Source organism: Nitratireductor sp. OM-1 (assembly GCF_003296175.1).
In the GTDB taxonomy this organism is placed as follows: Bacteria; Pseudomonadota; Alphaproteobacteria; order Rhizobiales; family Rhizobiaceae; genus Nitratireductor; species Nitratireductor aquimarinus.
In genome coordinates this window covers 501,460-523,515 of the sequence record NZ_CP029209.1, presented here as the reverse complement: position 1 = coordinate 523,515, position 22,056 = coordinate 501,460, and the positions used below count along the sequence as shown (strand labels likewise).

Below are 22,056 nucleotides of genomic sequence, written 5' to 3'. Positions count from 1 at the left end.
CCTCATGCGTCTGCGAGCCATGTTTCGGTGCGGGCCGCCTCCTGCCGCAGCTTGACGGCTTCATCCGCCCGGTGACAGCTGACCCGATGGTCAGGCGCGACCATGCCGAGCGCCGGCTGCTGCGTGGTGCAGGTCTCCACTGCGAACGGGCAGCGGGGCGCAAAGCGGCACCCCGGTGGCGGAAAGGCGAGATTGGGCGGCGCGCCCTCAATGGGCGTCAGCACACCGCTTGCCGCCCCTTTCAGATCGGGAAACGCATTGCGCAGTCCCATTGTGTAGGGATGCGACGGCTCCATCAGAACGGCGTCCATCGGGCCGGCTTCGGCAATGCGCCCGGCATACATCACCACCGTCCGGTCGCAGACATAGGCGACGACCGAGATGTCATGCGTGACGAGGATCACCGAAATGCCCAGCATCGATTGCAGTTCGCGCAGCTGGTCGAGGATCTGCCGCTGAACGATCACGTCGAGCGCCGTCACCGGTTCATCGGCAATCACCAGCTTGGGATTGAGCGCAAGGGCCAGAGCGATGGCCACGCGCTGGCGCATGCCGCCGGAAAACTGATGCGGATAATCGCCAAGCCTGCCGGCCTCGATGCCAACCATCTCGAACAGTTCTTCGCAGCGCGCCCGCGCTTGCCTGCGCCCCAGCCCACCGCGTCGCCGCAGCACCTCGTTGAGCTGATATTCGACCGTGTAGACGGGATCGAGCGAGTTCATCGCGCTTTGCGGAATGAACGCGATGTCGCGCCAGCGCAGCGCATTCATCTCGCGTTCGGGCAGCGCCGCGATATCCTGTCCGTCGAACAGGATCTGACCGCCGGTAATGCTCGCATTGTCGGCGATCACCCTTGTCAGCGCTCTGGCGACGGTGGTCTTGCCGCAGCCGGACTCGCCAACAAGACCGACGATGGAGCCACGCGGCACGTCGAAACTCGCGCCATCGACAGCATCGATTGAACCCTTGCCAACCTGATAGCTGACCTTGAGATCACGAACGGAAAGCAATGTTTCAGTCATCGGCCAAGCTTCGGAAACAGGAGGTTTTCATAGCCGCGGGTAATGAAGAAGCCCGCGGACACGACGAGGATGATGCAGACGCCGGGAGGCACAAACCAGTAGTAGGCCTGCTTCGCGAGCGCCTGGCTGGCGAAGGCGTCCTGCAGCATGTAGCCCCAGCTGATCGACTGGGGATCGCCAAAGCCGAGAAACGAAATCGACGCCTCCGTCAGAATGGCCCAGCCGATGGCGATGGACCCGTAAAGGAAGGAAAGCGGCAGGATGTTCGGCGCGATGTGCCGCAGAATGATCTTGAAATCCGAAGAGCCTGAAACCCTTGCCGCATCCACATAGCTGCGGGACCGCAACGTCAGGACCTGGCTGCGGATGACCCGCCCCGTGTCGCGCCACAGAACGAGCGCCATGGCGATGACGACGTTCCAGATCGACGGTTCAAGGAAAGCGGCAAGCACGATGACGAAAGGCAGGAAGGGTATGCCGAACGCCACATCTGCCAGCCGCATCAGGAGCGCGTCCACCCAGCCGCCGAAATAGCCGGAAACCAGCCCGACGATCGATCCGATCAGCGCCACCATGAAGGCCGCTGTCAGTCCGATAAGCAGCGCGGAACGCGTGCCGTAAACAATCTGCGAGAAGATATCCCGGCCAAGGCTGGTGGTGCCGAGAATGAAGCCGTCTTCACCCGGACGCAGATCGGCGGCCAGATCGTAATCGGGCGTGTAGAGGATCTCTGTCGGATCGTATGGCGCAATGGCATCGGCGAAGATCGCGGTCAGGATGAAGATCGCATAGATGGCGAGGCCGGCAACGGCGAAGGGGTCGTTCAAAGGCAGACGCAGGCTGCGAAAGAAGCGCGCGACGAAACCCGGCCTGGGAAGCGTGGTATCAAGCATGGCTGATCCTCGGGTCGAGCAGGGAATAAAGAAGGTCCGCGATGAGGTTCATCAGGATGACCACCACGGCGATCATCAGGAACGCGCCCTGCGCCAGCGGATAGTCGGATGCCGAGACGGCATTGACGAGTTCGCGTCCAAGCCCCGGCCAGGAGAAAACGGATTCAACGACCACATTTCCCTGAAGCTGGTAGCCGACGGCGATGGCGAAGGATGTCATGACCGGCAACAGCGCGTTGCGCGCGGCATGGCGCACCACGACCGACCAGTTGGACAGTCCCTTGATGCGGGCCATGGTGACAAAGTCTTCCTTCATCACATCCAGCATGTTCGAGCGCATCAGAAGAAGCGGCAGTCCCTGACTGTAAATCGCCAGTGTCAGGGCCGGGAGCGCCAGATAGCTCAGGAACTCCCGCGAGGTGTAAAGCGCCCACAAGCTGTCATAGCTGGCGCCGGCCGGCCGTGTGCCGCCGGCGGGAAACCAGCCGAGCCAGAAGGAAAACACGGCAAGCAGCACCATCCCGAGCCAGAATTCAGGCATGGCGCGCGTCGTAAGAACCAGCGGAATTGCCGTGTTCTCCACGACGCTTCCGCGCCGCCAGGCAAGATACGCGCCGGCAAGAATGCCGAACGTGTAGGCCACGATAAGCGAAGAGAATGTGAGAATGAGCGTGTTGGGCAGGAGCGTCATCAGCCGCTCGGCCACAGGCTCGCGATAGCGAAAGCTCTGGCCCAGCTCACCCTGCAGAAGATTGCCGAGATAGATGAGGTATTGCTCCCACAATGGCTTGTCGAGGCCGAACTGCGCCATCAGCGCTTCCTGCTGTTCCACAGTGAAGGTAGGGTCGATATAGGCCGCCATCGGATTGCCCGGCATCAGGCGGAACATGAGGAACAGGATCGTGACGACCGCCCAGAGGACGAGAGCGAGTTGCAGCGCTCTGCTGGCCATCGCCTTCAAATGGGACATGAACAGGCTTCCCTTGTCTCGGCGCGAAAATTCTGGCCGCGTCACCGCAGGGCGCGGCAGCGTGGCGCGTCGGGAGGAGACAGGCGCACCGTGACAGTGCGCCTGTCAGGGCGTTATTCGGCCAGCGTTTCCTTCTGGTCGCCAGGATAATGCAGGCGGTCACCCTCGAGCGTGTAGCCGGCATCCTCAAGGATCTTCACCGCCACATCGTGGCCAGCCTCGAAGCCTTCGACCACCGCTTCATTGTGCCAGAAGCCCAGCGCGGGAGAGACAACGGAGTTGGAAGGCTCGGCGTAACCGCGATAGGCAGCCTTGACGATCAGGCGACGGTCCACGGCCGAAGAAAGCGCGCGGCGGAATGCCGGATCATCGAAGGGCGGACGGCGGTTGTTGAACGCGACATAACGGAAGCCCATCTCGACGGTCGAAACGGTTTCCAGATCGCCATCCTGCTCGGCTGCCTGCAGCAGCACCTGCGGATCACCGGAGAATTCGGCGAGGAAGTTGATCTCGCCGGAGCGCAGCATGCCCAGCGCCGCTTCAACATTCGGCACGATGCGCAGAATCCAGCGCTCGGCCTTCGGTGCGTTGAAGTGATCCTTGTTGGCGGAAAGGACGATTTCCTCATTGGTGAGCCAGCGCTCGAACCTGAACGGCCCGGAACCGATGGGTGTCTCTTCCTGATAGCTTTCCGCGTTCTCTTCCTTCGTCTTCAGATCGGCGATGATCGGCTCCCAGACATGCTTGGGAATGAGATTGATCTTCGCCAGGCTCGACGTGACGAACGACGCCGCCGGCTGCTTGAGCGTGAAGGTGATCGTGGAACCGTCAATCGCGATATTCTCGATATTGGTGGCGAATGGCGCATACATCGGCGCTTCACCGCTGACGGCGGTCTCGAAGGAGAATTTGACGTCTTCCGGCGTCACAGGCTCGCCGTCATGCCACTTCATGCCCTCGCGCAGCGTCACCGCGATGGTCTTGTCGTCTTTCCACTCATAGCTTTCGGCCGCCCAGGCCTTGGGCAGGCCATCGGGACCGACACGCACGAGCCGGTCATAGACCAGTTCGAACACCCAGCTGTCCACGCCGCCGGAGATGTAGAGCGGGTTGATCGCCTGCACATTGTCGCCGGAGTTGAGGATGATGTCCTTCTGTTCGCCAACCGGCGTCAGCGACATGAACGTCCACGTGTTGCGAATGCCAATGCCGCTCTGCTCGACAACCGAGGCCGGGTCCCAGACCGTCTTGTCGAACGCGAATGTCTGTTTGGGATGAACAAGCATCATGTTGGGCTGGTCGGCGGCGAGGATCTCCTGCGCCTTGTCGATCAGCTCCTTGCGCTTGGCTTCGTCGATCTCGACCCGCTCGGCTTCAACGACCGTGTCGTATTCCGGGTTCAGGTAACCGATGAAATTGTAACCCTTGTCCGCCGTGGTCGAATGGAACAGGTTAAAGACGATCTCATCGGGGTCCGAGCGCTCGGGCCGACCGACCATCTGCCAGGCCGTGGCGTCCCAGTTGTCGCGCTGATACCAGACGACGTCCGACATCTGCTCCCAGGGCATGACCCGCACATTCACATCGAGACCGAGCTTGCGCCACTCCTGCGCAATGAGCTGGATCGACTGGAATTCCTGTGGCTGCGCCGCCTGCGGGCGGGTGAACAGGTCGATGGTTCTGATCTGATCGCCGGCAAATGCCGGCGTCCCGGCAAGAAGGGCGAGAAACGCGGTCGAGACAACCGCTCTGCGCATTGGTATCATCCTGCTTCTCCTCTGAAGATTTTTGTCGTTGTCTTGTCGGCGCGCAGGCTCAGGCCACCCGCAGCGCCTCGAAGGACTGGCCGGCCCGCATCTTGGCGGGCATGGGATAGGCTGTCTTGGAGTGGGAGAGCCCCATGGAAACCAGCGTTTCCGCGTGCTTTAGCGCGGCCTTGCCGGCATTGATGGCCGGCGCGCCCACGGCGGCGGAAACCTCGTCCGCAAGATCCAGAAACGACATCGTCATGCAGCCGAACAAAAGAGCGTCGGCACGGTCCTGCTTCACGCAAAGCGTTGCCGTCTCGATCAGCTTCTCGCGCGTCTGATCCGGGTTTTTCATCAGCTCCAGAACGGGAATGCCCGTGGCCCGCACGGAAGCGAGCTTTTCAAGGACACCCGCCCGGTAGGCAAGCAGCTCCTGCCCGGCAACCATGCTTTCGAAGATGGTCAGCACGGAGAGCTTGTGCCCCAGGCTGGCAGCCAGAAGCAGCGAACTTTCGCATGGGCCAACAACCGGCATGGTCGTCAGTTCACGCGCGGCCTCCAGGCCCGGATCGCCAAAACAACCGATGATCGCAGCGTCAAACCCGTCACGTTCGCAACGCATGATCACGTCGATCGTGGCAGGAATGCACAGCGCCTCTTCATAAGCGGATTCGATTGATGCTGGTCCGTCCACAACATCAATGACCGACACTTCGGTGCCGGTGAATGCCCACGCATTCAGCAGCGCTTCGCGCCGCTTCATCTCCTTCAGCCCCATCGGCCCCTTGGACATCGGCCCCGGTACGACATAAGCAACACGCATTTCATCGCCCCTCATTGTTTTATTGTGTGAAACATTGTTTCTTATTTCCGTTGAGTAAATCACAAATCTGCAATATTGCAACCGTGCAGCAGACAACGATAATGCGAGAAACAGGAGCGCAGCCATGAACGAGACAGCCCCCAAGGACTACAGGATCGCTGCTGTCGACCGCGCATTGCTTGTCCTTGAAGCACTCGCCGACCAACCGGATCAGGGGGTCACAGCGCTCGCAAAATCGCTTGGCCTGACGAAGTCCATTGTCTTCCGCCTGCTGCATACGCTCGAAGAGCGCGGCTTCGTGTTCCGGGATCCGGAGCGCGCCGTCTACTCGCTCGGCTATCGCGTTGGTGTGCTGGGAGAACGTGTTGGCCGCGAAGGCAGCCTCCTGTCTGCTGCGCGGCCTGTGATGGATGCGCTGCGCGACCGGACCTCCGAGAACGTGAATCTCGTCGTGCGCGACGGATTGCGCTCGCTCGTTGTTGCGACGCGCGAGGGCCTGCATTCAATTCGCCTTTTCGCGCAGGCGGGACGCAACGGCCCGCTTCATGCCGGTGGCGGTTCGCTCTGCATTCTAGCATTCAGCGAGAAGAGCATCATCGACCAGGTGCTCGCCAGCCCGCTGGAAGCTTTTACCCCCTACACGATCACCGACCGTGAAAAGCTCCGGCAAGCGCTGGAACGCATTCGCGCGAACGGATGCAATGTCGCGATTAACGATCTCGATGAAGGCGCCTTCTCCGTCGCGGCCCCCATCATTGCGGCCGATGGCAACGTTATTGCAGCGATTTCCGTTGCCGGCGCAGTCGTGCGCTTCGATGAAGAGCGCCGCGAGGCTTACATGCAGGCCGTTCTGGCAGCAGCCGGTGAAATTTCGCAACGCCTGTCGCTGCACCGTTCCGACAAGGAAGAAGCCGGGAGCAAAGCCCGCTCCGCCGGCTGAACCCAGCCCCCAGAGCGCGATAAAAGAGCACAATAGAATCACGAAATGCGCAGCCCGCTTCCGCGGGCTGTTTTCGTTTGCCTGGCTTCCCAATGCTTGGGCCAGCGCTTGCAGCCACGCAAACGCTCTGCTAGCTTTTCTTCATTACGAAACGTTGTTTCGTTGAATGAAACAAATGGGAGCTTCGCGCATGAACAATCTCGAAAAACAAATTCTCGATTCCGTCTCGCTTGACGAACCCTGGGGGCTGGTCGAGAGCTTTGCGACTTTCAAGCGCGAGCACCCCACCGATGTGAACCGCGGCATGGACGAAATTGTCTCACGGCTGCGCAGGCACGGTGTCGAGGTCACGGTTCATGAGCCGAGCCTCTATCTCAGCCTGCCCGGTCAGGCCCGCGTCGAGGCTGACGGCAAGACGTTCCGCGCCAAGCCGCCGGCATACAGCGTCGACGCCAGCAATGGCGTCACGGGCGAACTTGTCTATGTCGGCGCGTATCACAACGCGATGATCACCGACATGTTCGAGCAAAAGGTGGACACCACGCAGGAGCTCGCCGATCGCGTGCGCGGCAAGATCGTGATTTCCGAAGGTTTTGCGAGCCCCGGCCTGGTTTCCCAGTTCGAGGAAATCGGCGCCATCGGCGTTATCGGCATCAATCCCGGTGTCGACATCCACTGGGGCATCTGCACCAGCATCTGGGGCACGCCGGATCTGGACGACCTGCCGCGCAAGCCGAAGATCGCCGCTGCGGCGGTCAACAAGGATGACGGCGCGGCGCTGGTCGCCATCGCGGAAAAGGGCGGCAGCGTCACGCTGTTCACCGAGATGGAAGAGGGCTGGTTCACGTCTAAACTGCCGGAAGTCTTCATCAAGGGCACCGAAGAGCCGGAGAAATACGTCTTCCTGCACGGCCATCTCGACAGCTGGGACGTGGGCGTGGGTGACAACGCAACCGGTGATGCGAGCATGCTCGAAATCGCCCGCGTTCTCTGGGAAAATCGCGGTTCCCTGAAGCGCTCGGTACGCATCTGCTGGTGGCCCGGCCACTCCACCGGACGCTATGCCGGTTCGACCTGGTTCTCCGACAATTTTGCGCTGGACCTCGAGCAGAATGCCGTTTCGCAGGTCAACTGCGACAGCCCGGGCTGCCGCTGGGCAACCGAATTCATCAATCTTTGCCGGATGAGCGAAACCGAAGACTTCCTCGCTGAAGTGATCGGCGAAGTGGCCGGCAAAACGATGGAAGGCGAGCGCCCGCACCGCGCCGGCGATTACTCCTTCAACAATATCGGCATTTCCAGCTACCTGATGCTGTCGTCGACCATGCCGGACGTCCAGCGTGAGGAGAAAGGCTATTACACGGTGGGCGGCTGCGGCGGCAACATTGCCTGGCACACCGAGAATGACACGCTGGAAATCGCAGACAGGGACATTCTCCTGCGCGACATCAAGGTCTATCTCCTTGCCGTTCTTCGCAATGCGAATGCCGAGATCCTGCCGTTTGACTGGCGCGCCACGGCGAAGGAATTCGCGCAGACCGTGGCCGAGTACCAGGCCAAGGCCGGCGACCGCTTTGACCTGTCGGCATCGAAGGAAGCGGTCGATGCGCTGGCTTCAACGCTCGACAGTTTCTATGCGGGCATCAAGTCCGGCAAGATCGACAGGGCAACGGCCAACACCGTGATCCAGGATCTCGCCCGCATCCTCGTGCCGATCAACTTCACCCGCGTGAACCGCTTCAGCCACGATCCGGCCCTGACGATCCCGCCGCTGCCTTCCATCGCAGAAGCAGCGGATCTGGACGGTTTTGACGAAAACACGCTTGGTTTTGCGAAAACCCAGCTCGTTCGCGGACAAAACCGCCTCATCTCCGCCCTTCGTCAGGCACAGCGCCACATCGAGCTGCTCGCGGGCTAGGCAGCGCACAAAAGCATGATTGACCGCTGCGTCTCTCCTGAAGAGAGGCAGCGGTCTTTTCATTTCCGGCCTTGCCTCAGAGCCTGCAATATTCGACGCCGCGCGCCCTTGCCAAAGAGAGAATGAACCGATCCGGCGAAAGGCGCTGAAGGCAGATCCGACGCCCCATCGCGTTGAACAGCCAGCGTCCATTGCCAAGCGGCTTGAGGGTCGTTTCGGTTTGAAGCGGTCCCACACCCCAATGGAGTGTTCGGCCCCGGATCGTCACAATCGCGTGGTCACTGATCCAGCGCCCGTCCAGCTCCGGTTCCTCATCGCAATCGCCCACCGGCAACAGCCGGACGGGCTGATGGAACAGATCGCCGCTCAGCGCTCCGTCCGTATACGCCAGCCGCATGCGCGCATGCGGCGCTGCGGAGACGAATTGGCCGTCATCGCCTGCAAAGAGCGCTTCTTCCGCATCGCGCACCACGATGGCGTTCTTTTTCACTTCGGCCCAGAGGTCCCCCTCTTCCGCCACATAGAGACCGGACGGCGCCCAATCGCCGGCGGGTTTCGGCATCTGCGCCTGCGGCACGCCACGCAGCCGCGCCCACACGCGCGCCGCAAGCCCGGTCGCATCGCCATCGTCGCGATTGCTCAGAGCCACGAGCGCGATGCCCTCCTCCGGCGCACACAGAAAGCCCGCGCGATAGCCGGCCTGCGCCCCGCCATGGCCCGGCACGCGCTCCGCGCCGATCTGCGTCAGCGCAATGCCAAGCCCGTAACCGGTCGCCTCGCCTGACCCAAGCGGCAGAGGCCGGGCGATCTGCGCAAAAACGTCTCGCGCCATGAGGTCCGACAGCCAGACCGCCAGATCCCGCGCCGAGCCCGAAAGCGATCCGGCTGCAGAAAGATGCATTCCCTGAAAGCCTTCCGACCAGCCGGGCGATGCAGGTTCATGGCCGGGCACAAGCCCCGGTGCCGGATCAGTCCAGAATTCGGACGCCCGTATGCCGATACCCAGCCTTTGTGCGTGATCCGCCACCATGTCGGAGAACACGAAACCGCGCCGCGCCAGCGCCGTTTCCAGAAGACGGTAGCCGCCATTGGAATAAGCGACCTCATGGCCGGGCCTGGCGTTCAACCAGTCAAAACCGGCCATCCAGTGGTGAAGCGGCGCGGCCTCGGTGCGCGCATGCGATCCGAAACCCAGAAGGGTCAAGCTCTCGCGCGGGTCGGGCAAGCCGCCCTGCATGGCAAGCGCCTGCGCTACCGTTACGGATGCCGGGGCCGCAGCGAGTTCCGGCAGCGCCTCGCGCAGCGTCATGTCGAGCGGCAACACACCGCTTTCGATAAGACAGGCCGCAAACACATGCTTGGTGACAGACGCCCAGCGAAACACGCTGTCCGGGCCAAGCGGCGCGCCTCCGACGCCCGCATGCCCCGCCGCCGCAACCAGCCGAACCGCTCCGTTCTCAATGCCAAGCACCACGCCGCCCGGGCCATCCGCCGGCCAAGCCCCGAGCCTTTCAAGAGCAGTATTCTCCGCCGCAGCCCAATCGCGTTCAGCCATTCGTCGTCTCCCCTGATCGTCCGCGAAGAATGCCGTTTTTCGTGACATTCCTGCAGTCCATGGACACTGGCTTTGCCGCTACACGCGCGACAATCAAGCAGATTTCACAACCACAGGTCTTTTCAACAGGCTCCCGCTTCTGTAGCCCGAAAACTGGATGATCCGCTGAAGCGCGAACCCAATTGCTCCCACGCGGCACATTGCAAAACGCCGAAACGTTTGAACGGATATGTTGCATGCATGACATCGGATTGAAGATCGCGCTTATCGGCGTCATGGGCATGGGCGCGCAATGGCTTGCCTGGAGGCTCCGCCTGCCGGCCATCGTCCTGCTCCTGATCGCGGGCATGGTCGCCGGCCCGGCCACCGGCTTCATAAACCCGGAAATGGATTTTGGCGAAATCTATCGCCCGCTCGTGTCGCTCGCCGTCGCAATCATCCTGTTTGAGGGTGGTTTGACGCTGAACTTCAAGGAAATCAGCGAAACCTCAACCGCCGTGCGGCGCATCATCCTGATCGCCGGACCGCTCGTATGGGTGATGACCGCCCTCTCCGCTCATTATGTCGGCGGCCTCACCTGGCCGACAGCCATAGTGCTCGGCGCCATTCTCGTGGTCACCGGCCCCACCGTCATCACGCCGCTCCTGCGCCAGGCGCAGCTTGCCTCGCGGCCCGCCTCGCTGCTCAAATGGGAAGCGATCGTCAACGACCCCATCGGCGCGCTCTTTGCGGTGGTGGCTTTCGAGGTCATTCTCGTCTTTCTCGGCCTGCATCAGGGCGGCAGCCTTGCCTATGTGGTTGTTGCAGCCTTCGTGGTCGCCGTCGCCGGTGGCTTTGCCGCCGCCAAGCTGATCCAGTGGGCGTTCGTGCGCGGCTATGTACCTGAATTCCTGAAAGCGCCCATATTGCTGGCCGCCGTTCTTCTGGCCTATGCGCTCACCAATCTGGTGCTCGAAGAAGCCGGGCTCCTGACCGTCACCGTGATGGGCATCGTGCTTGCAAACACCCGCATTGCGAGCCTCGCAGAGATGCGCCGCTTCAAGGAAACCATCACCGTTTTTCTGGTCTCCGGCATCTTCATCCTGCTGACCGCCTCGCTCACCATCGAGGATTTCCGAAGCCTCGACTGGCGCGCCGCGCTGTTCGTCGCCTCGCTTCTCTTCGTGGTGCGGCCGCTGGCCATCATGATCGCCACCACCGGCTCCGGCGCAACAATGCCCGAGCGCATTCTGACAAGCTGGATCGCGCCGCGCGGCGTGGTCGCCGTCGCGGTTTCAGGCCTGTTCGGCGCAGCTCTTGAAGAAGCAGGCATCATCGATGCGGATCGCATGGTCGCCTTCACCTTTGCGGTGGTTGTCACCACAATCGTTCTGCACGGCTTCACGCTCGGCCCCCTCGCCTCGCTTCTAAAGCTCAAGAGTTCGGAGAAGCCCGGCCTTCTCATCGTTGGCGGTCCGCGCTGGGCAATCGATCTCGCGAAGAAGCTCAAAAGCGTTGAAGTGCCGGTGATGATCGCCGATCCGAACTGGAACCACATCGCCGAGGCGCGGCTTGCCGACATTCCCGTCTTCTTCGGAGACATATTGTCGGAAGAGGCTCATCACACGATCGATCCCAAGCGGTTCTCGAACCTCATCGCCGTCACCGACAACGATGCCTACAATTCTCTCGTTTGCACCGATTTTGCGCCGGAACTCGGCCGTTCTCACGTGTTTCAGCTCGGACGCGGCGGAGATCAGCCGAAACGCATGTCGCTGAACTTCACGCTGGGCGGGCGTCCGTTGACCAAAGACGGGCTGGAGTTCCGCGCACTGCGCGAACGGCACTGGCAGGGCTGGACGTTCCAGGCGACCCGGCTGACCGAGGCCTTCGACTACAACGCCTATCTGGAAAGCCGCTCGGAAGACGCAATCGTTCTCCTGTGGGTAAAGCCCTCCGGCGCAATGGTTTTCGCAAGCGACGCGGCCAACACGCCTTCCATCGATGACCGCATCATCAGCTTCACGCCGGCAAAGGATCACCTCGGCGAACGCAATGGCAGCGCGAAGAAATTAAAAGAGAAATCCGCTTCGACCGCCGAGCCGGAGTGATATTTTCCGTTCAGACCGTCGGGTCGCCCCCTCCCTTGCAGGAGGGGGTGGTGTACGCGCTCGATGTTTGAAAAAGCAACAAAACAACATTTACGCTTCTTGATTGTTGTTTTCACAGAGCAGACCATGAGCCTGTGAAACGCGCGCAATACCTGCTTACGCTTGGCTTTCGGCTCCATCCGAACGCAAACCCGATTCCGGATTGGAACGCTTAATTCTGTTGCTTTGTTGTTTTTTTGAATCTAGCCTCTTCCAAACTGAGGGGAGAGGATGGCGTCAAAGAAAATCAGACGTCACGACCTGATTCAGCAGGTCGTTCAGGAACGCGGAGGCGTGAGCGTTGGCGCGCTGGCGGAGATGCTCGGCGTTTCGACCCAGACCATCCGCCGCGACCTCGACAATATCTGCGACGGCAACGGCCTCAGGCGCGTTCATGGCCGCATCGAACTGTCGACGGATCGCCTCAACACGCCTTTCGATCAGCGGGCAGGCACCAACATCGTGGGAAAACGCGCAATCGGCGAAGCCGCGGCTGCGGAGATCCCCAATGGATCCACGGTCTTCATTTCACTCGGCTCGACGCCGCTCAGCGTTGCGCGGGCTCTTGTCCGGCGACGTGAGCTGACCATCATCACCAACAATCTGAGCGCCGCCATGGCTCTGAGCGAAGAAGTGTCGAACCGCATCATCCTGCCGGGCGGCGAGGTGCGCCTGCCCGACCGCGATTTCATCGGCGAGGAAGTGGTCGAGTTCTTCGGGCGTTTTCGCGCGGAATACGCGGTCTTCGGCGTGGCCGGTGTTGCCGATGACGGGGGACTTCTGGAGTTTCACCCGGCCGAAGTGCGCGTGCGCCAGAAGATGTTCCGCAATGCGCAGACTTCACTGCTCGTGCTCGACCACACCAAGTTCGGCCGCCTTGCGCCGGCGCTTGGCGGGAACCTGGCCGATGTGGACCGCATCGTGACGGACCGGGCGCCTGGCGCAGACTACACCGATCTCATCGCTCCCTTGTCGGATCGCATCATTTTCGCAGAGGACGCTGAATGACCGCACTGCCTCCCTTCGTCCAGCTTCAGGATGTGGCCAAGCGCTGGAATGGCCAGCTCGGCGTCGAGCACATTTCGCTGTCGATCCCGCGCGGGTCGTTCGTCGCGCTTCTCGGCCCGTCCGGCTGCGGCAAGTCCACGACGCTGCGCCTGCTCTCCGGCCTCGAACTGCCCGATGAAGGCCGCATCAGCATCGACGGGAAGGACGTGACGACCGCCGCTCCCTCCGAGCGCAATCTCTCCATGGTGTTTCAGTCCTACGCCCTCTTCCCGCATCTGAGCGTGGCTGAAAATGTCATTTTCGGCCTCAAGGTGCGCAGGGTCCCCGCCGCCAAACGGCGCGAAATGCTTCAGCGCTCGCTCGAGATCACGGGACTGCTTGGCTATGAAGAGCGCAAGCCCGGCGAACTGTCCGGCGGTCAGCGGCAGCGCGTAGCGCTTGCGCGCGCCATCGTGGCGGGACAGCCGCTCTGCCTCATGGACGAACCGCTTTCCAATCTCGATGCGAAATTGCGCGCCTCGGTGCGCAAGGACATCAAAAAGCTTCAGCTCGATCTCGGCATGACGGTCGTCTACGTCACCCATGACCAGACCGAAGCCATGAGCATGGCAGACATGGTCGTGCTGATGAAGGACGGGCACATTCAGCAGGTGGGCACGCCCGAAGACCTCTATTATCGGCCAGCCAACACATTCGTTGCCGAATTCGTCGGCGCGCCGCCCATGGCGCTGATCGACCGCTCGGCGCTGCCGCAGTTTTCCGATGCGACGACCATCGGGCTGCGCGCGGAAAATGTGCGCATTGCCGAACCCGGAAAGGGCCGCCTTCTGTGCCGCGTTTCGGAATGCGAGTTTCTTGGATCGGAAACCCATATCGGGCTCAGCCACGAAGCGGCGAGCGGGCTTACGGTCAGCATGCCGGGCCTCAAACACATTCCGTCGGGCGAGGAACTGGAGATCAGTTTCACCGACGAGGATCTGCATTTTTTTGATGCAGCCGGTCAACGGATCGGGGGCGCACACGGCGCTCCGGCCACCTGAAGCAAGATGCAAGACTGCATGAACCTGGGAGGAGCAAAATGAACGCCTTTAGGAAACTGGGACTTTCGGCGGCGCTGGCCGTCAGTGTTGCGCTGCCGGCGGCGGCCGAGACCGAACTCACCATGTATTATCCGATCGCGGTCGGCGGTGCGCTGACCGAGGTCGTTGACGGCATCGTTGCGGATTTCGAAGCGGCGAACCCGGACATCAAGGTCAACGCCATCTATTCCGGCAATTATGACGACACCCGCGTGCGCGCCCTTTCCGCCCTTGCATCGGGCGAGCCGGCGCAGCTTGCCGTGATGTTCTCCATCGATGCCTATGACCTGATCGAGCAAGATCTGATCGTCGCGTTTGAAGACATCAACGGTGTTGAGGCCGACTGGCTGGGGGGCTTCTATCCCGCGCTGATGGCGAATGGCCGCATCGAGGGCAAGACCTGGGGCATCCCGTTCCAGCGTTCCACCATTGTCGCCTATTACAACAAGGACCAGTTCCGCGAGGCAGGCCTTGATCCCGAGAGCCCGCCCAAGACCTGGGACGAGCTCGTCAGCATGGGCAAGGCCCTGACAAAGGACGGCACTTCCGGCCTGATGATCCCCTCGACCGGCTACCCCTACTGGATGTTCCAGGCGCTGGCGATCCAGAATGGCAAGGAGCTCATGTCGGATGACGGCCTGACCACCTATTTCGACGATCCGGCCGTCGTTGAAACGCTCGAATTCTGGAAATCGCTCTCCACAGAACATGGCATCATGCCCACGGGCACGGTGGAATGGGGCACGCTTCGCCAGGCGTTCCTTGAAGGCCAGACCGCGATGATGTGGCACTCCACCGGCAATCTGACCGCCGTTAAGGATGCCGCGAAATTCGACTTCGGCGTCGCCGAGCTGCCGGCCAATGTGCGTCCCGGCTCGCCGACCGGCGGCGGCAATTTCTACGTGTTCAAGGATACGTCCGAAGAAGAGCGTGCTGCCGCTCTCAAGCTGATCCAGTTCATGACGGCGCCCGAGCAGGCTGCGGCCTGGTCCATCGCCACCGGCTATATGGGCGTCTCGCCCGCAGCCTATGAGACCGAGGCGCTGAAGGCCTACACGGCGGAATTCCCGCCGGCGCTCGTGGCCCGCAACCAGCTGGAAAACGCCGTGGCAGAGTTCTCCACCTTCGAGACGGCCCGCGTCCGCGACGGTCTGAACAACGCCATTCAGGCAGCGCTCACCGGATCCAAGGAGCCCGCCGCAGCGCTTGACGAAGCACAGCAGGCAGCCGAACGCCTCCTGCGCGACTACCAGTAATCCAGTCTGCCGGACGCCGGGCCTGCCCCGGCGTCCGGCGACCAGACTCGGCGGAAAACCGGACCATGGCGCATCACGTCAACATCGAACGCCGCCGGCAGGCGATCTACGGCTGGCTGCTTCTGTCGCCAGCTGCGATCCTGCTGACGACCTTTGCGTTCTATCCTTCGCTGGCGACGCTCTGGTCGAGCCTTTTCAGCCGGGGCACGCGCCGACGGCCGAGCGAATTTGTCGGAACCGAGAACTACACCGACCTGTTTGCCGACCCGACCTTCTGGGTCGTGGTCAAGAACAACCTCATCTATGCCGCCGCCACCATTCCGATTTCCATCGCAATCGCGCTGGCGATGGCGCTGTGGGCGAATTCCAAGATCCCCGCGCGCGGCTTTGTGCGCACCGCCTATTTCACGCCGACGGTTCTGCCGATGATTGCGGCGGCAAACCTGTGGCTCTTCTTCTACACGCCCGGCCTCGGCGTGCTGGACCAGATCGGCTCGCTTTTCGGCCTTCCTTCGGTGAACTGGCTCGGACAGCCTGAAACCGCACTCTGGGCGGTGATCATCGTGACGATCTGGAAAGAAGCCGGCTTCTTCATGATCTTCTACCTCGCCGCGCTTCAGACGATCCCCACGGACCTGAAGGAAGCGGCAGACATCGAGGGTGCAAGCCGCTGGACCTATACGCGGCGGATCGTACTACCCCTCCTGATGCCGACAACGCTCTTCATCATGGTCAATGCGCTGATTAACTCGGTCAAGCTGATCGATCACCTGTTCATTCTGACCAAGGGCGGACCGAACGACGCCTCGAAACTGATCCTCTATTACATCTGGGAAATGGCCTTCGCCTTCTTCGACGCGCCCCATGCCGCCGCGATGACGATCCTCGTTCTTCTGGCGCTGGGCATCGTGGCCGGGATCAAGTTCAGCTATCTCGACAAGCGGACCCACTATCAATGAGCGCGATTTCCCGACATATCGAAACCTTCGGCGCGCTGCTACTCGCACTGGTGTGGATCTCGCCGCTGGTCTTCGCCTTCTGGGCGGCGTTTCATGCGACCTCCGATGCGGTCAACATGAACCTGTTCGCGCCCTGGACGCTGGATAATTTCCACACCGCCTGGGAGGGTGCGCCGTGGCTGCGCTACTTCCTGAACACGTTCATACTCGTGACGCTGGTGCTGATCGGGCAGTTCGTCGTTACCACGCTCTCCGGTTTCGCCTTCGCCAAGATCGAGTTTCCCGGCAAGGATTTCGTCTTCATTCTCGTTCTCATGCAGCTCTTCATTCTTCCCGAAGTGCTGATCGTCGAGAACTATGCGATGGTCTCGCGCATCGGCCTTTTCGACACGATACTCGGTGTCGGCATGCCCTATATGGCGTCCGCCTTCGGCATCTTCCTGATGCGTCAGGCCTTCAAGTCCGTTCCCATCGAACTGCATGAGGCGGCGCGGGTCGAGGGCTGTGGATGGCTCGGCATTCTGTGGCGCGTTTATGTGCCGCTCGCACGCCCCACCTATCTGGCCTATGCGCTGGTTTCCGTCTCCACCCACTGGAACAACTTCCTGTGGCCTCTCATCGTCACCAACTCAGCGGACACGCGGCCGCTGACCGTCGGCCTGTCGATCTTCGGCGCACCGGAGAATGGTGTTGATATCTCGGTGATTTCGGCAGCGACCATGATGTCCGTTGCGCCGCTTCTGGTCGCCTTCCTCGTCTTCCAGCGTCAGTTCGTGCAGGCCTTCCTGCGGGCCGGGATCAAATAAGTCATGGCAAGAATTCTACAGTTGACCGACCTTCACCTGGTCGCGCCGGGCGCGCTTGTTTCTGGCGTGCTCGACACCGGCGCGCTGCTGCGCGACGCGGTTGATCGCCTTTTGGAACTGCTGCCACAGATCGGCCCACTCGATACGGTTCTGGTGACCGGCGACGTGAGCGACGACGGCAGCCCGGAGAGCTATGTGGCCGCGCGCGGCGCGCTTGACCGTCTTGGGCTGCCACTGCTTGTGGTGCCCGGCAATCACGACAACCGGGAAAACCTCCGGGCGGCGTTCGGCGACATGACTGGCATGCCGCAGAGCGGCCTGATCGACTGGTCCGTGGATGTTGCCGGAACACCCGTCATCGGGCTCGATACGCTCGTTGAGGGACAGGGCGGCGGCCTGCTTCGTCCCGAGAGCCTTGCGCTTCTTGCGACCGCACTGGAGCGCGCCGGCACGCATGATGTGCTGATCGCGCTTCACCATCCGCCGATGCGAACCGGCATTCGGTTCATGGACGCCATCGGCCTTGCCAACGCAGACGCGCTTGCTGAAATTCTCAACGAATTCGACGGCACCGCGCGGATCGTGGCCGGGCATGTGCACGGGATCTATCAGGGCAGAATCGGACGGCACGCAGTGCTCGCCGCGCCATCGGTCTGTAGCGCCTTCGCGCTCGATTGCCGCGCGGATGCGCCGGTGGGCTTCATGACCGGGCCAAGGGGCTGCGCGGTGATCGACACCGCACCCGATGGCGCATGGACCGCGATCCCGCTGGAAAGCGCGAACGGTCCCTTCTCCTTCTAGGCAGACACGTTGCAGACGCCGAGCGGGTGGGCGGGCTCTCCACGGAGCCTTGCCGCCCTGACGCCATCCGTGCGTCTTTTTCCCGTTCAGGACCATCATTCCTTAGGCACACGCCCCTTCCCAGCTGCCGAGCTGAACCCTTGCAGCGCCTGCCTGTCTGAAATCCCCCTCATTTCCAGGCTCCTCCTCCCTCCCGGCGCACCATTGCCGATGTGCGTTTGTGACAGAACTCGCGCTTGACATGAATATTGATTCAGGTTTCATATTTGCCAGACGAGAAAATCGGGAGGATCATTCTCATGTACCGGACAATCGCTCTGGCTCTGGCCGCTTCGCTGGCGGCGACGCCATTGGCGGCGGAAATCCGCATCGCGCATGTCTATGGCAAGACCGGGCCGCTCGAGGCCTATGCCAAGCAATCCCATGACGGCCTCATGCTGGGCCTCGAATACGCCACCGACGGCACGATGGAGATCGACGGCGAGCCAATCGTCGTCATCGAGAAGGACACCCAGCTCAAGCCCGATATCGGCAAGGCGCTTCTGGCCGAGGCCTATGGCGACGATGACGCGCATATCGCGGTCGGCCCCGTCTCGTCCGGCGTCGCGCTGGCCATGCTGCCGGTGGCGCAGGAATATGAGCGGCTGCTGATCGTCGAGCCCGCCGTGGCGGATTCGATCACCGGCGAAAACTGGAACCGCTACATCTTCCGCACCGGGCGCAACTCCTCGCAGGACGCCATCTCCAACGCCGTTGCCCTTGGCGGTGAAGGCGTGACCGTGGCAACACTGGCGCAGGATTATGCCTTCGGACGCGATGGCGTGGCGGCGTTCAAGGAAGCGCTGGAAGCCACCGGCGCAACCGTGGCGCATGAGGAATATGTGCCCACCGACACCACCGATTTCACCGCTGCAGCCGAGCGCATTTTCCAGGCCATGGGTGACATCGAGGGTGAGAAGAAGCTCTTCATCATCTGGGCCGGCGGGGGCAACCCGATGGGCAAGATCAACGCCATGGACCCGTCGCGTTTCGGTATCGAGATCGCGACCGGCGGCAATATCCTCGCCGCGCTGACCGCCCACAAGGAGCTGCCGGGCATGGAGGGCGCTACCTATTACTATTACGAGATCCCGCAGAACCCGGTGAACGAGTGGCTCGTGAAGACCCATTTCGAGCGCTACGGCACGCCGCCGGACTTCTTCACCGCAGGCGGCATGTCCGCCGGCTTGGCCATCGTCGAGGCCATCCGCAAGGCCGGTGGCGCTGAAGACACCGAAGCGCTGATCACGGCGATGGAAGGCATGGAGTGGGAGACACCGAAGGGCACGATGCGCTTCCGCCCGGAAGACCATCAGGCGCTGCAGACCATGTATCACTTCCGCACCGAGGTTCAGGAAGACAAGGACTACGGCGTTCCGGTTCTCGTTCGCGAGATCGGCATCGAGGACATGAACATCCCTGTCCGCAACTGATGCGCTGACCCCGGACGGGGCGGCGAAAACCGTCCCGTCACCTTTTTCGACCAAGAGCGACCTTCCTGATGACCCAGCCACTTCTGGAAACCGACGGGCTTGCCGTGCGCTTTGGCGGCCATGTCGCGGTGGACGCCGTGACATGCAGCTTCCATGCCGGAGAGCTCACCGCCATTGTGGGGCCGAACGGGGCCGGCAAGACGACCTATTTCAACCTGATTTCGGGTCAGATCACGGCCACGGCCGGCCGTGTCCGGCTGATGGGCGAGGACATCACCCGCGCGGGCATCGCCGAGCGCTGCAAGAAGGGCATTGGCCGGGCGTTCCAGCTCACCAACCTGTTTCCCGACCTCTCGGTTCTGGAAAATGTGCGTCTGGTGATACAGGCAAAGCAGAACAAGGGCTTCAGCCTCTTTTCGATGGCCGACAGCCACAGCGAAATCACCATGGCCGCGATGGCGATCCTCGAACGGGTGCGGCTGGACCCGTGGAAGGACCAGACCGCCGCCGAACTCAGCCACGGCAACCAGCGCAAACTGGAAGTGGCGCTGCTGATCGCGCTCGACCCGATGGTCTACATGTTCGATGAACCAACCGCCGGCATGAGTGTGGACGAAGCGCCCGTGGTGCTCGATCTCATCGCCGAACTGAAAGCCGAAACCAACCGCACCATTCTGTTGGTGGAGCACAAGATGGACGTGATCCGCACCCTCGCCGACCGGATCATCGTGCTGCACAACGGCGCGCTGGTGGCCGACGGCCCGCCCGCAGAGGTGATGGCCTCGGACATCGTGCAGGAAGCCTATATGGGCAGGGAGCTGGAAGATGTCTGAGCCCGTGCTGAAACTGAAGGGCGTCGAAACCGACATTGCCCAGTATCACATCCTGAAGAAGGTCGATCTGGACGTGCCGCGCGGCTCGGTGACGATGCTTCTGGGGCGCAACGGCGTGGGCAAGACGACCACGCTGCGCACCATCATCGGCCACTGGCAGGCGCGGGCCGGCTCCATCACTTTCGACGGAAACGACATCACCCGCCTGCCGGTGCCCGACCGCGCCCGCGCGGGCATCGGCTTCGTGCCGGAAGACATGGGCATCTTCGCCGACCTGACGGTGGAAGAAAACATGATCCTCGCCGCCATCAGCGGCCCGCTCGATGCGGCCCGGCGCGACTGGCTGTTTTCCGTCTTCCCCCCGCTGCGCACCTTCTGGAACGCGGCGGCGGGCAATCTCTCCGGCGGCCAGAAACAGATGCTGTCGATCGCCCGCGCCATGGCGGAACGCCGCACACTCTATCTCATCGATGAGCCCACCAAGGGCCTCGCCCCCGCCATCATTTCAACCATGGTCGGAGCGCTGCGCGAACTGAAGGCGCAGGGCGCCTCGATCCTGATGGTGGAACAGAATTTCGCCGTCGCAAAGGCGCTGGGCGACCACGCAGCGGTGATGGATGACGGCCGCATCGTGTGGACCGGCAGCATGGCGGATCTGGCCAACGACGCGACCCTTCAGGAACGCCTGATGGGCCTGAGCATGGAAATGCAATGAAGACCGTTCTCTCGCAACTGCCCGCCCGTTTCCGGCAGGGGCTCAAACAGCCGTCCTGCGCCGCGAAGAAACCGCTTCGATCCTGCGAGGCCCGCACATGACCATTGCACCGACCCACAAACCCACCTTCGCCGACATTCCGCTGTCGGAACGGCTGGCGAAAGCCACACCGCTTCTTCTGGTGCCCGTTCTGGTACTGGTCGGGCTTGCCGCCATCGGCAATCCGTCGAGCTGGCTGACGCTCACCGTATCGGGCCTCGCCATGGGCATGATGATCTTCATCATCGCTTCGGGCCTGACGCTCGTGTTCGGGCTGATGGATGTCATCAATTTCGGCCATGGCGCGTTCATCTCGGTCGGCGCTTTCGTCGGCATTTCCGTGCTTCTGGCGCTTGGCGGTTGGGCCGGCGCGCCTTCGCTCCTGCTCAACCTTCTGGTCGTTCTTCTGGCCGTGATCGCCGCCATGATCGTGACCGGCGGTCTCGGCTGGGCCTTCGAAAAGGTCATCGTGCGCCCCGTCTATGGCGCGCATCTCAAGCAGATCCTCGTCACCGTCGGCGGGTTGATCGTGATCGAACAGCTCATCGCCGTTGTCTGGGGACCGGAAGAAATCTTCTTCTCCCGTCCCGAAACGCTGAAGGGCGCTTTCACCTTCTGGGGCGCCGCGCTCGAGAAATACCGCATCCTGGCCGTGGCCGTGGGGCTTGGCCTCTTCGTCGCCATGCGGCTCGTGTTCCGCCGCACCAAGATCGGCCTGATCGTGCGCGCCGGCGTCGAGAATGGCGAGATGGTCGAGGCGCTGGGCTATCGCCTGAGCCGCGTCTTCATCGGCGTTTTCATCGCCGGTTCGGCGCTTGCCGGTCTCGGCGGCGTGATGTGGGGCCTCTATCAGGAAGTCATCACCGCCAGCATGGGCGAAGAACTGATGATCCTCGTCTTCATCGTGGTGATCATCGGCGGCCTTGGCTCGGTGGAAGGCGCCTTCATCGGTGCGCTTCTGGTGGGTCTCCTGCAGAACTATGTCGCCTTTCTCGAGCCCAAGCTGGCGCTGGTGTCGAACATCGCGCTGATGACCGCAATCCTCATGTGGCGGCCGCAAGGCATGCTGCCCGTCGTGAAGGCCAAATAA

The 22,056-nt window shown here is 62.0% G+C and carries 19 protein-coding genes; 13 read left to right on the top strand and 6 right to left on the bottom strand.

What is annotated here, in order from left to right; translation table 11 throughout:
- Positions 1-2: 2 nt before the first annotated feature.
- From DEJ54_RS21540 to DEJ54_RS21520, 5 genes are all read right to left on the bottom strand, one after another.
- Positions 3-1,022 carry an ABC transporter ATP-binding protein gene (locus tag DEJ54_RS21540; RefSeq protein WP_113156801.1) on the bottom strand — a complete coding sequence of 340 codons (1,020 nt, stop codon included), beginning with the start codon at positions 1,020-1,022 and terminating at the stop codon, positions 3-5.
- Entirely contained in the window at positions 1,019-1,915 is an 897-nt protein-coding gene (locus DEJ54_RS21535) for an ABC transporter permease (RefSeq protein ID WP_083213120.1), read from the bottom strand. The genes DEJ54_RS21540 and DEJ54_RS21535 overlap by 4 nt, the downstream gene beginning before the upstream one ends.
- Complete coding sequence (locus tag DEJ54_RS21530; RefSeq protein ID WP_065818244.1) at positions 1,908-2,885, bottom strand: ABC transporter permease; 978 nt, start codon at positions 2,883-2,885, stop codon at positions 1,908-1,910. Before DEJ54_RS21530 ends, DEJ54_RS21535 begins: the two co-directional genes overlap by 8 nt.
- Positions 2,886-2,998: 113 nt before the next feature.
- The gene (locus DEJ54_RS21525; protein ID WP_206544944.1) at positions 2,999-4,642 is read right to left on the bottom strand and encodes an ABC transporter substrate-binding protein; all 1,644 of its coding nucleotides are present in this window, start codon (positions 4,640-4,642) and stop codon (positions 2,999-3,001) included.
- Between the two features lie 58 nt (positions 4,643-4,700).
- Entirely contained in the window at positions 4,701-5,456 is a 756-nt protein-coding gene (locus DEJ54_RS21520; RefSeq protein WP_162742429.1) for an aspartate/glutamate racemase family protein, read from the bottom strand.
- Between the two features lie 124 nt (positions 5,457-5,580).
- Here DEJ54_RS21520 and DEJ54_RS21515 point away from each other — a divergent pair, with 124 nt between their 5' ends.
- The gene (locus DEJ54_RS21515; RefSeq protein WP_113156798.1) at positions 5,581-6,396 is read left to right on the top strand and encodes an IclR family transcriptional regulator; all 816 of its coding nucleotides are present in this window, start codon (positions 5,581-5,583) and stop codon (positions 6,394-6,396) included.
- A 190-nt stretch (positions 6,397-6,586) separates the two neighbouring features.
- Positions 6,587-8,314 (top strand): M28 family peptidase, encoded by a 1,728-nt coding sequence (locus DEJ54_RS21510; RefSeq protein WP_113157139.1) that lies wholly within the window; start codon positions 6,587-6,589, stop codon positions 8,312-8,314.
- 76 nt (positions 8,315-8,390) lie between these two features.
- Here DEJ54_RS21510 and DEJ54_RS21505 read toward each other — a convergent pair whose 3' ends face one another.
- The gene (locus DEJ54_RS21505; protein WP_162742428.1) at positions 8,391-9,869 is read right to left on the bottom strand and encodes a serine hydrolase; all 1,479 of its coding nucleotides are present in this window, start codon (positions 9,867-9,869) and stop codon (positions 8,391-8,393) included.
- A 236-nt stretch (positions 9,870-10,105) separates the two neighbouring features.
- Between DEJ54_RS21505 and DEJ54_RS21500 the strand changes: the two genes are divergently transcribed.
- The 11 genes from DEJ54_RS21500 (at position 10,106) to DEJ54_RS21450 (ending at position 22,056) form a co-directional block, all read left to right on the top strand.
- Positions 10,106-11,959, top strand: a complete 1,854-nt coding sequence (locus DEJ54_RS21500; RefSeq protein WP_113156796.1) for a sodium:proton antiporter — start codon at positions 10,106-10,108, stop codon at positions 11,957-11,959.
- A 270-nt stretch (positions 11,960-12,229) separates the two neighbouring features.
- Positions 12,230-13,006: a DeoR/GlpR family DNA-binding transcription regulator gene (locus DEJ54_RS21495; protein WP_113156795.1), complete on the top strand. Its 777-nt coding sequence runs from the start codon at positions 12,230-12,232 to the stop codon at positions 13,004-13,006.
- The gene (locus DEJ54_RS21490) at positions 13,003-14,046 is read left to right on the top strand and encodes an ABC transporter ATP-binding protein (RefSeq protein WP_113156794.1); all 1,044 of its coding nucleotides are present in this window, start codon (positions 13,003-13,005) and stop codon (positions 14,044-14,046) included. Before DEJ54_RS21495 ends, DEJ54_RS21490 begins: the two co-directional genes overlap by 4 nt.
- A 38-nt stretch (positions 14,047-14,084) precedes the next feature.
- Entirely contained in the window at positions 14,085-15,341 is a 1,257-nt protein-coding gene (locus tag DEJ54_RS21485) for an ABC transporter substrate-binding protein (RefSeq protein WP_113156793.1), read from the top strand.
- A 65-nt stretch (positions 15,342-15,406) separates the two neighbouring features.
- A complete protein-coding gene (locus DEJ54_RS21480) occupies positions 15,407-16,300 on the top strand; it encodes a carbohydrate ABC transporter permease (protein ID WP_113156792.1) in 894 nt (297 codons plus the stop codon).
- The gene (locus tag DEJ54_RS21475) at positions 16,297-17,106 is read left to right on the top strand and encodes a carbohydrate ABC transporter permease (protein ID WP_113156791.1); all 810 of its coding nucleotides are present in this window, start codon (positions 16,297-16,299) and stop codon (positions 17,104-17,106) included. Before DEJ54_RS21480 ends, DEJ54_RS21475 begins: the two co-directional genes overlap by 4 nt.
- 21 nt (positions 17,107-17,127) lie before the next feature.
- The gene (locus DEJ54_RS21470) at positions 17,128-17,907 is read left to right on the top strand and encodes a phosphodiesterase (RefSeq protein ID WP_245447821.1); all 780 of its coding nucleotides are present in this window, start codon (positions 17,128-17,130) and stop codon (positions 17,905-17,907) included.
- Between the two features lie 299 nt (positions 17,908-18,206).
- Positions 18,207-19,379: a substrate-binding domain-containing protein gene (locus DEJ54_RS21465; RefSeq protein WP_113156789.1), complete on the top strand. Its 1,173-nt coding sequence runs from the start codon at positions 18,207-18,209 to the stop codon at positions 19,377-19,379.
- A gap of 68 nt (positions 19,380-19,447) precedes the next feature.
- Complete coding sequence (locus tag DEJ54_RS21460; RefSeq protein ID WP_113156788.1) at positions 19,448-20,212, top strand: ABC transporter ATP-binding protein; 765 nt, start codon at positions 19,448-19,450, stop codon at positions 20,210-20,212.
- Positions 20,205-20,927 (top strand): ABC transporter ATP-binding protein, encoded by a 723-nt coding sequence (locus DEJ54_RS21455; RefSeq protein ID WP_113156787.1) that lies wholly within the window; start codon positions 20,205-20,207, stop codon positions 20,925-20,927. The genes DEJ54_RS21460 and DEJ54_RS21455 overlap by 8 nt, the downstream gene beginning before the upstream one ends.
- Positions 20,928-21,024: 97 nt before the next feature.
- Positions 21,025-22,056: a branched-chain amino acid ABC transporter permease gene (locus DEJ54_RS21450; RefSeq protein ID WP_113156786.1), complete on the top strand. Its 1,032-nt coding sequence runs from the start codon at positions 21,025-21,027 to the stop codon at positions 22,054-22,056.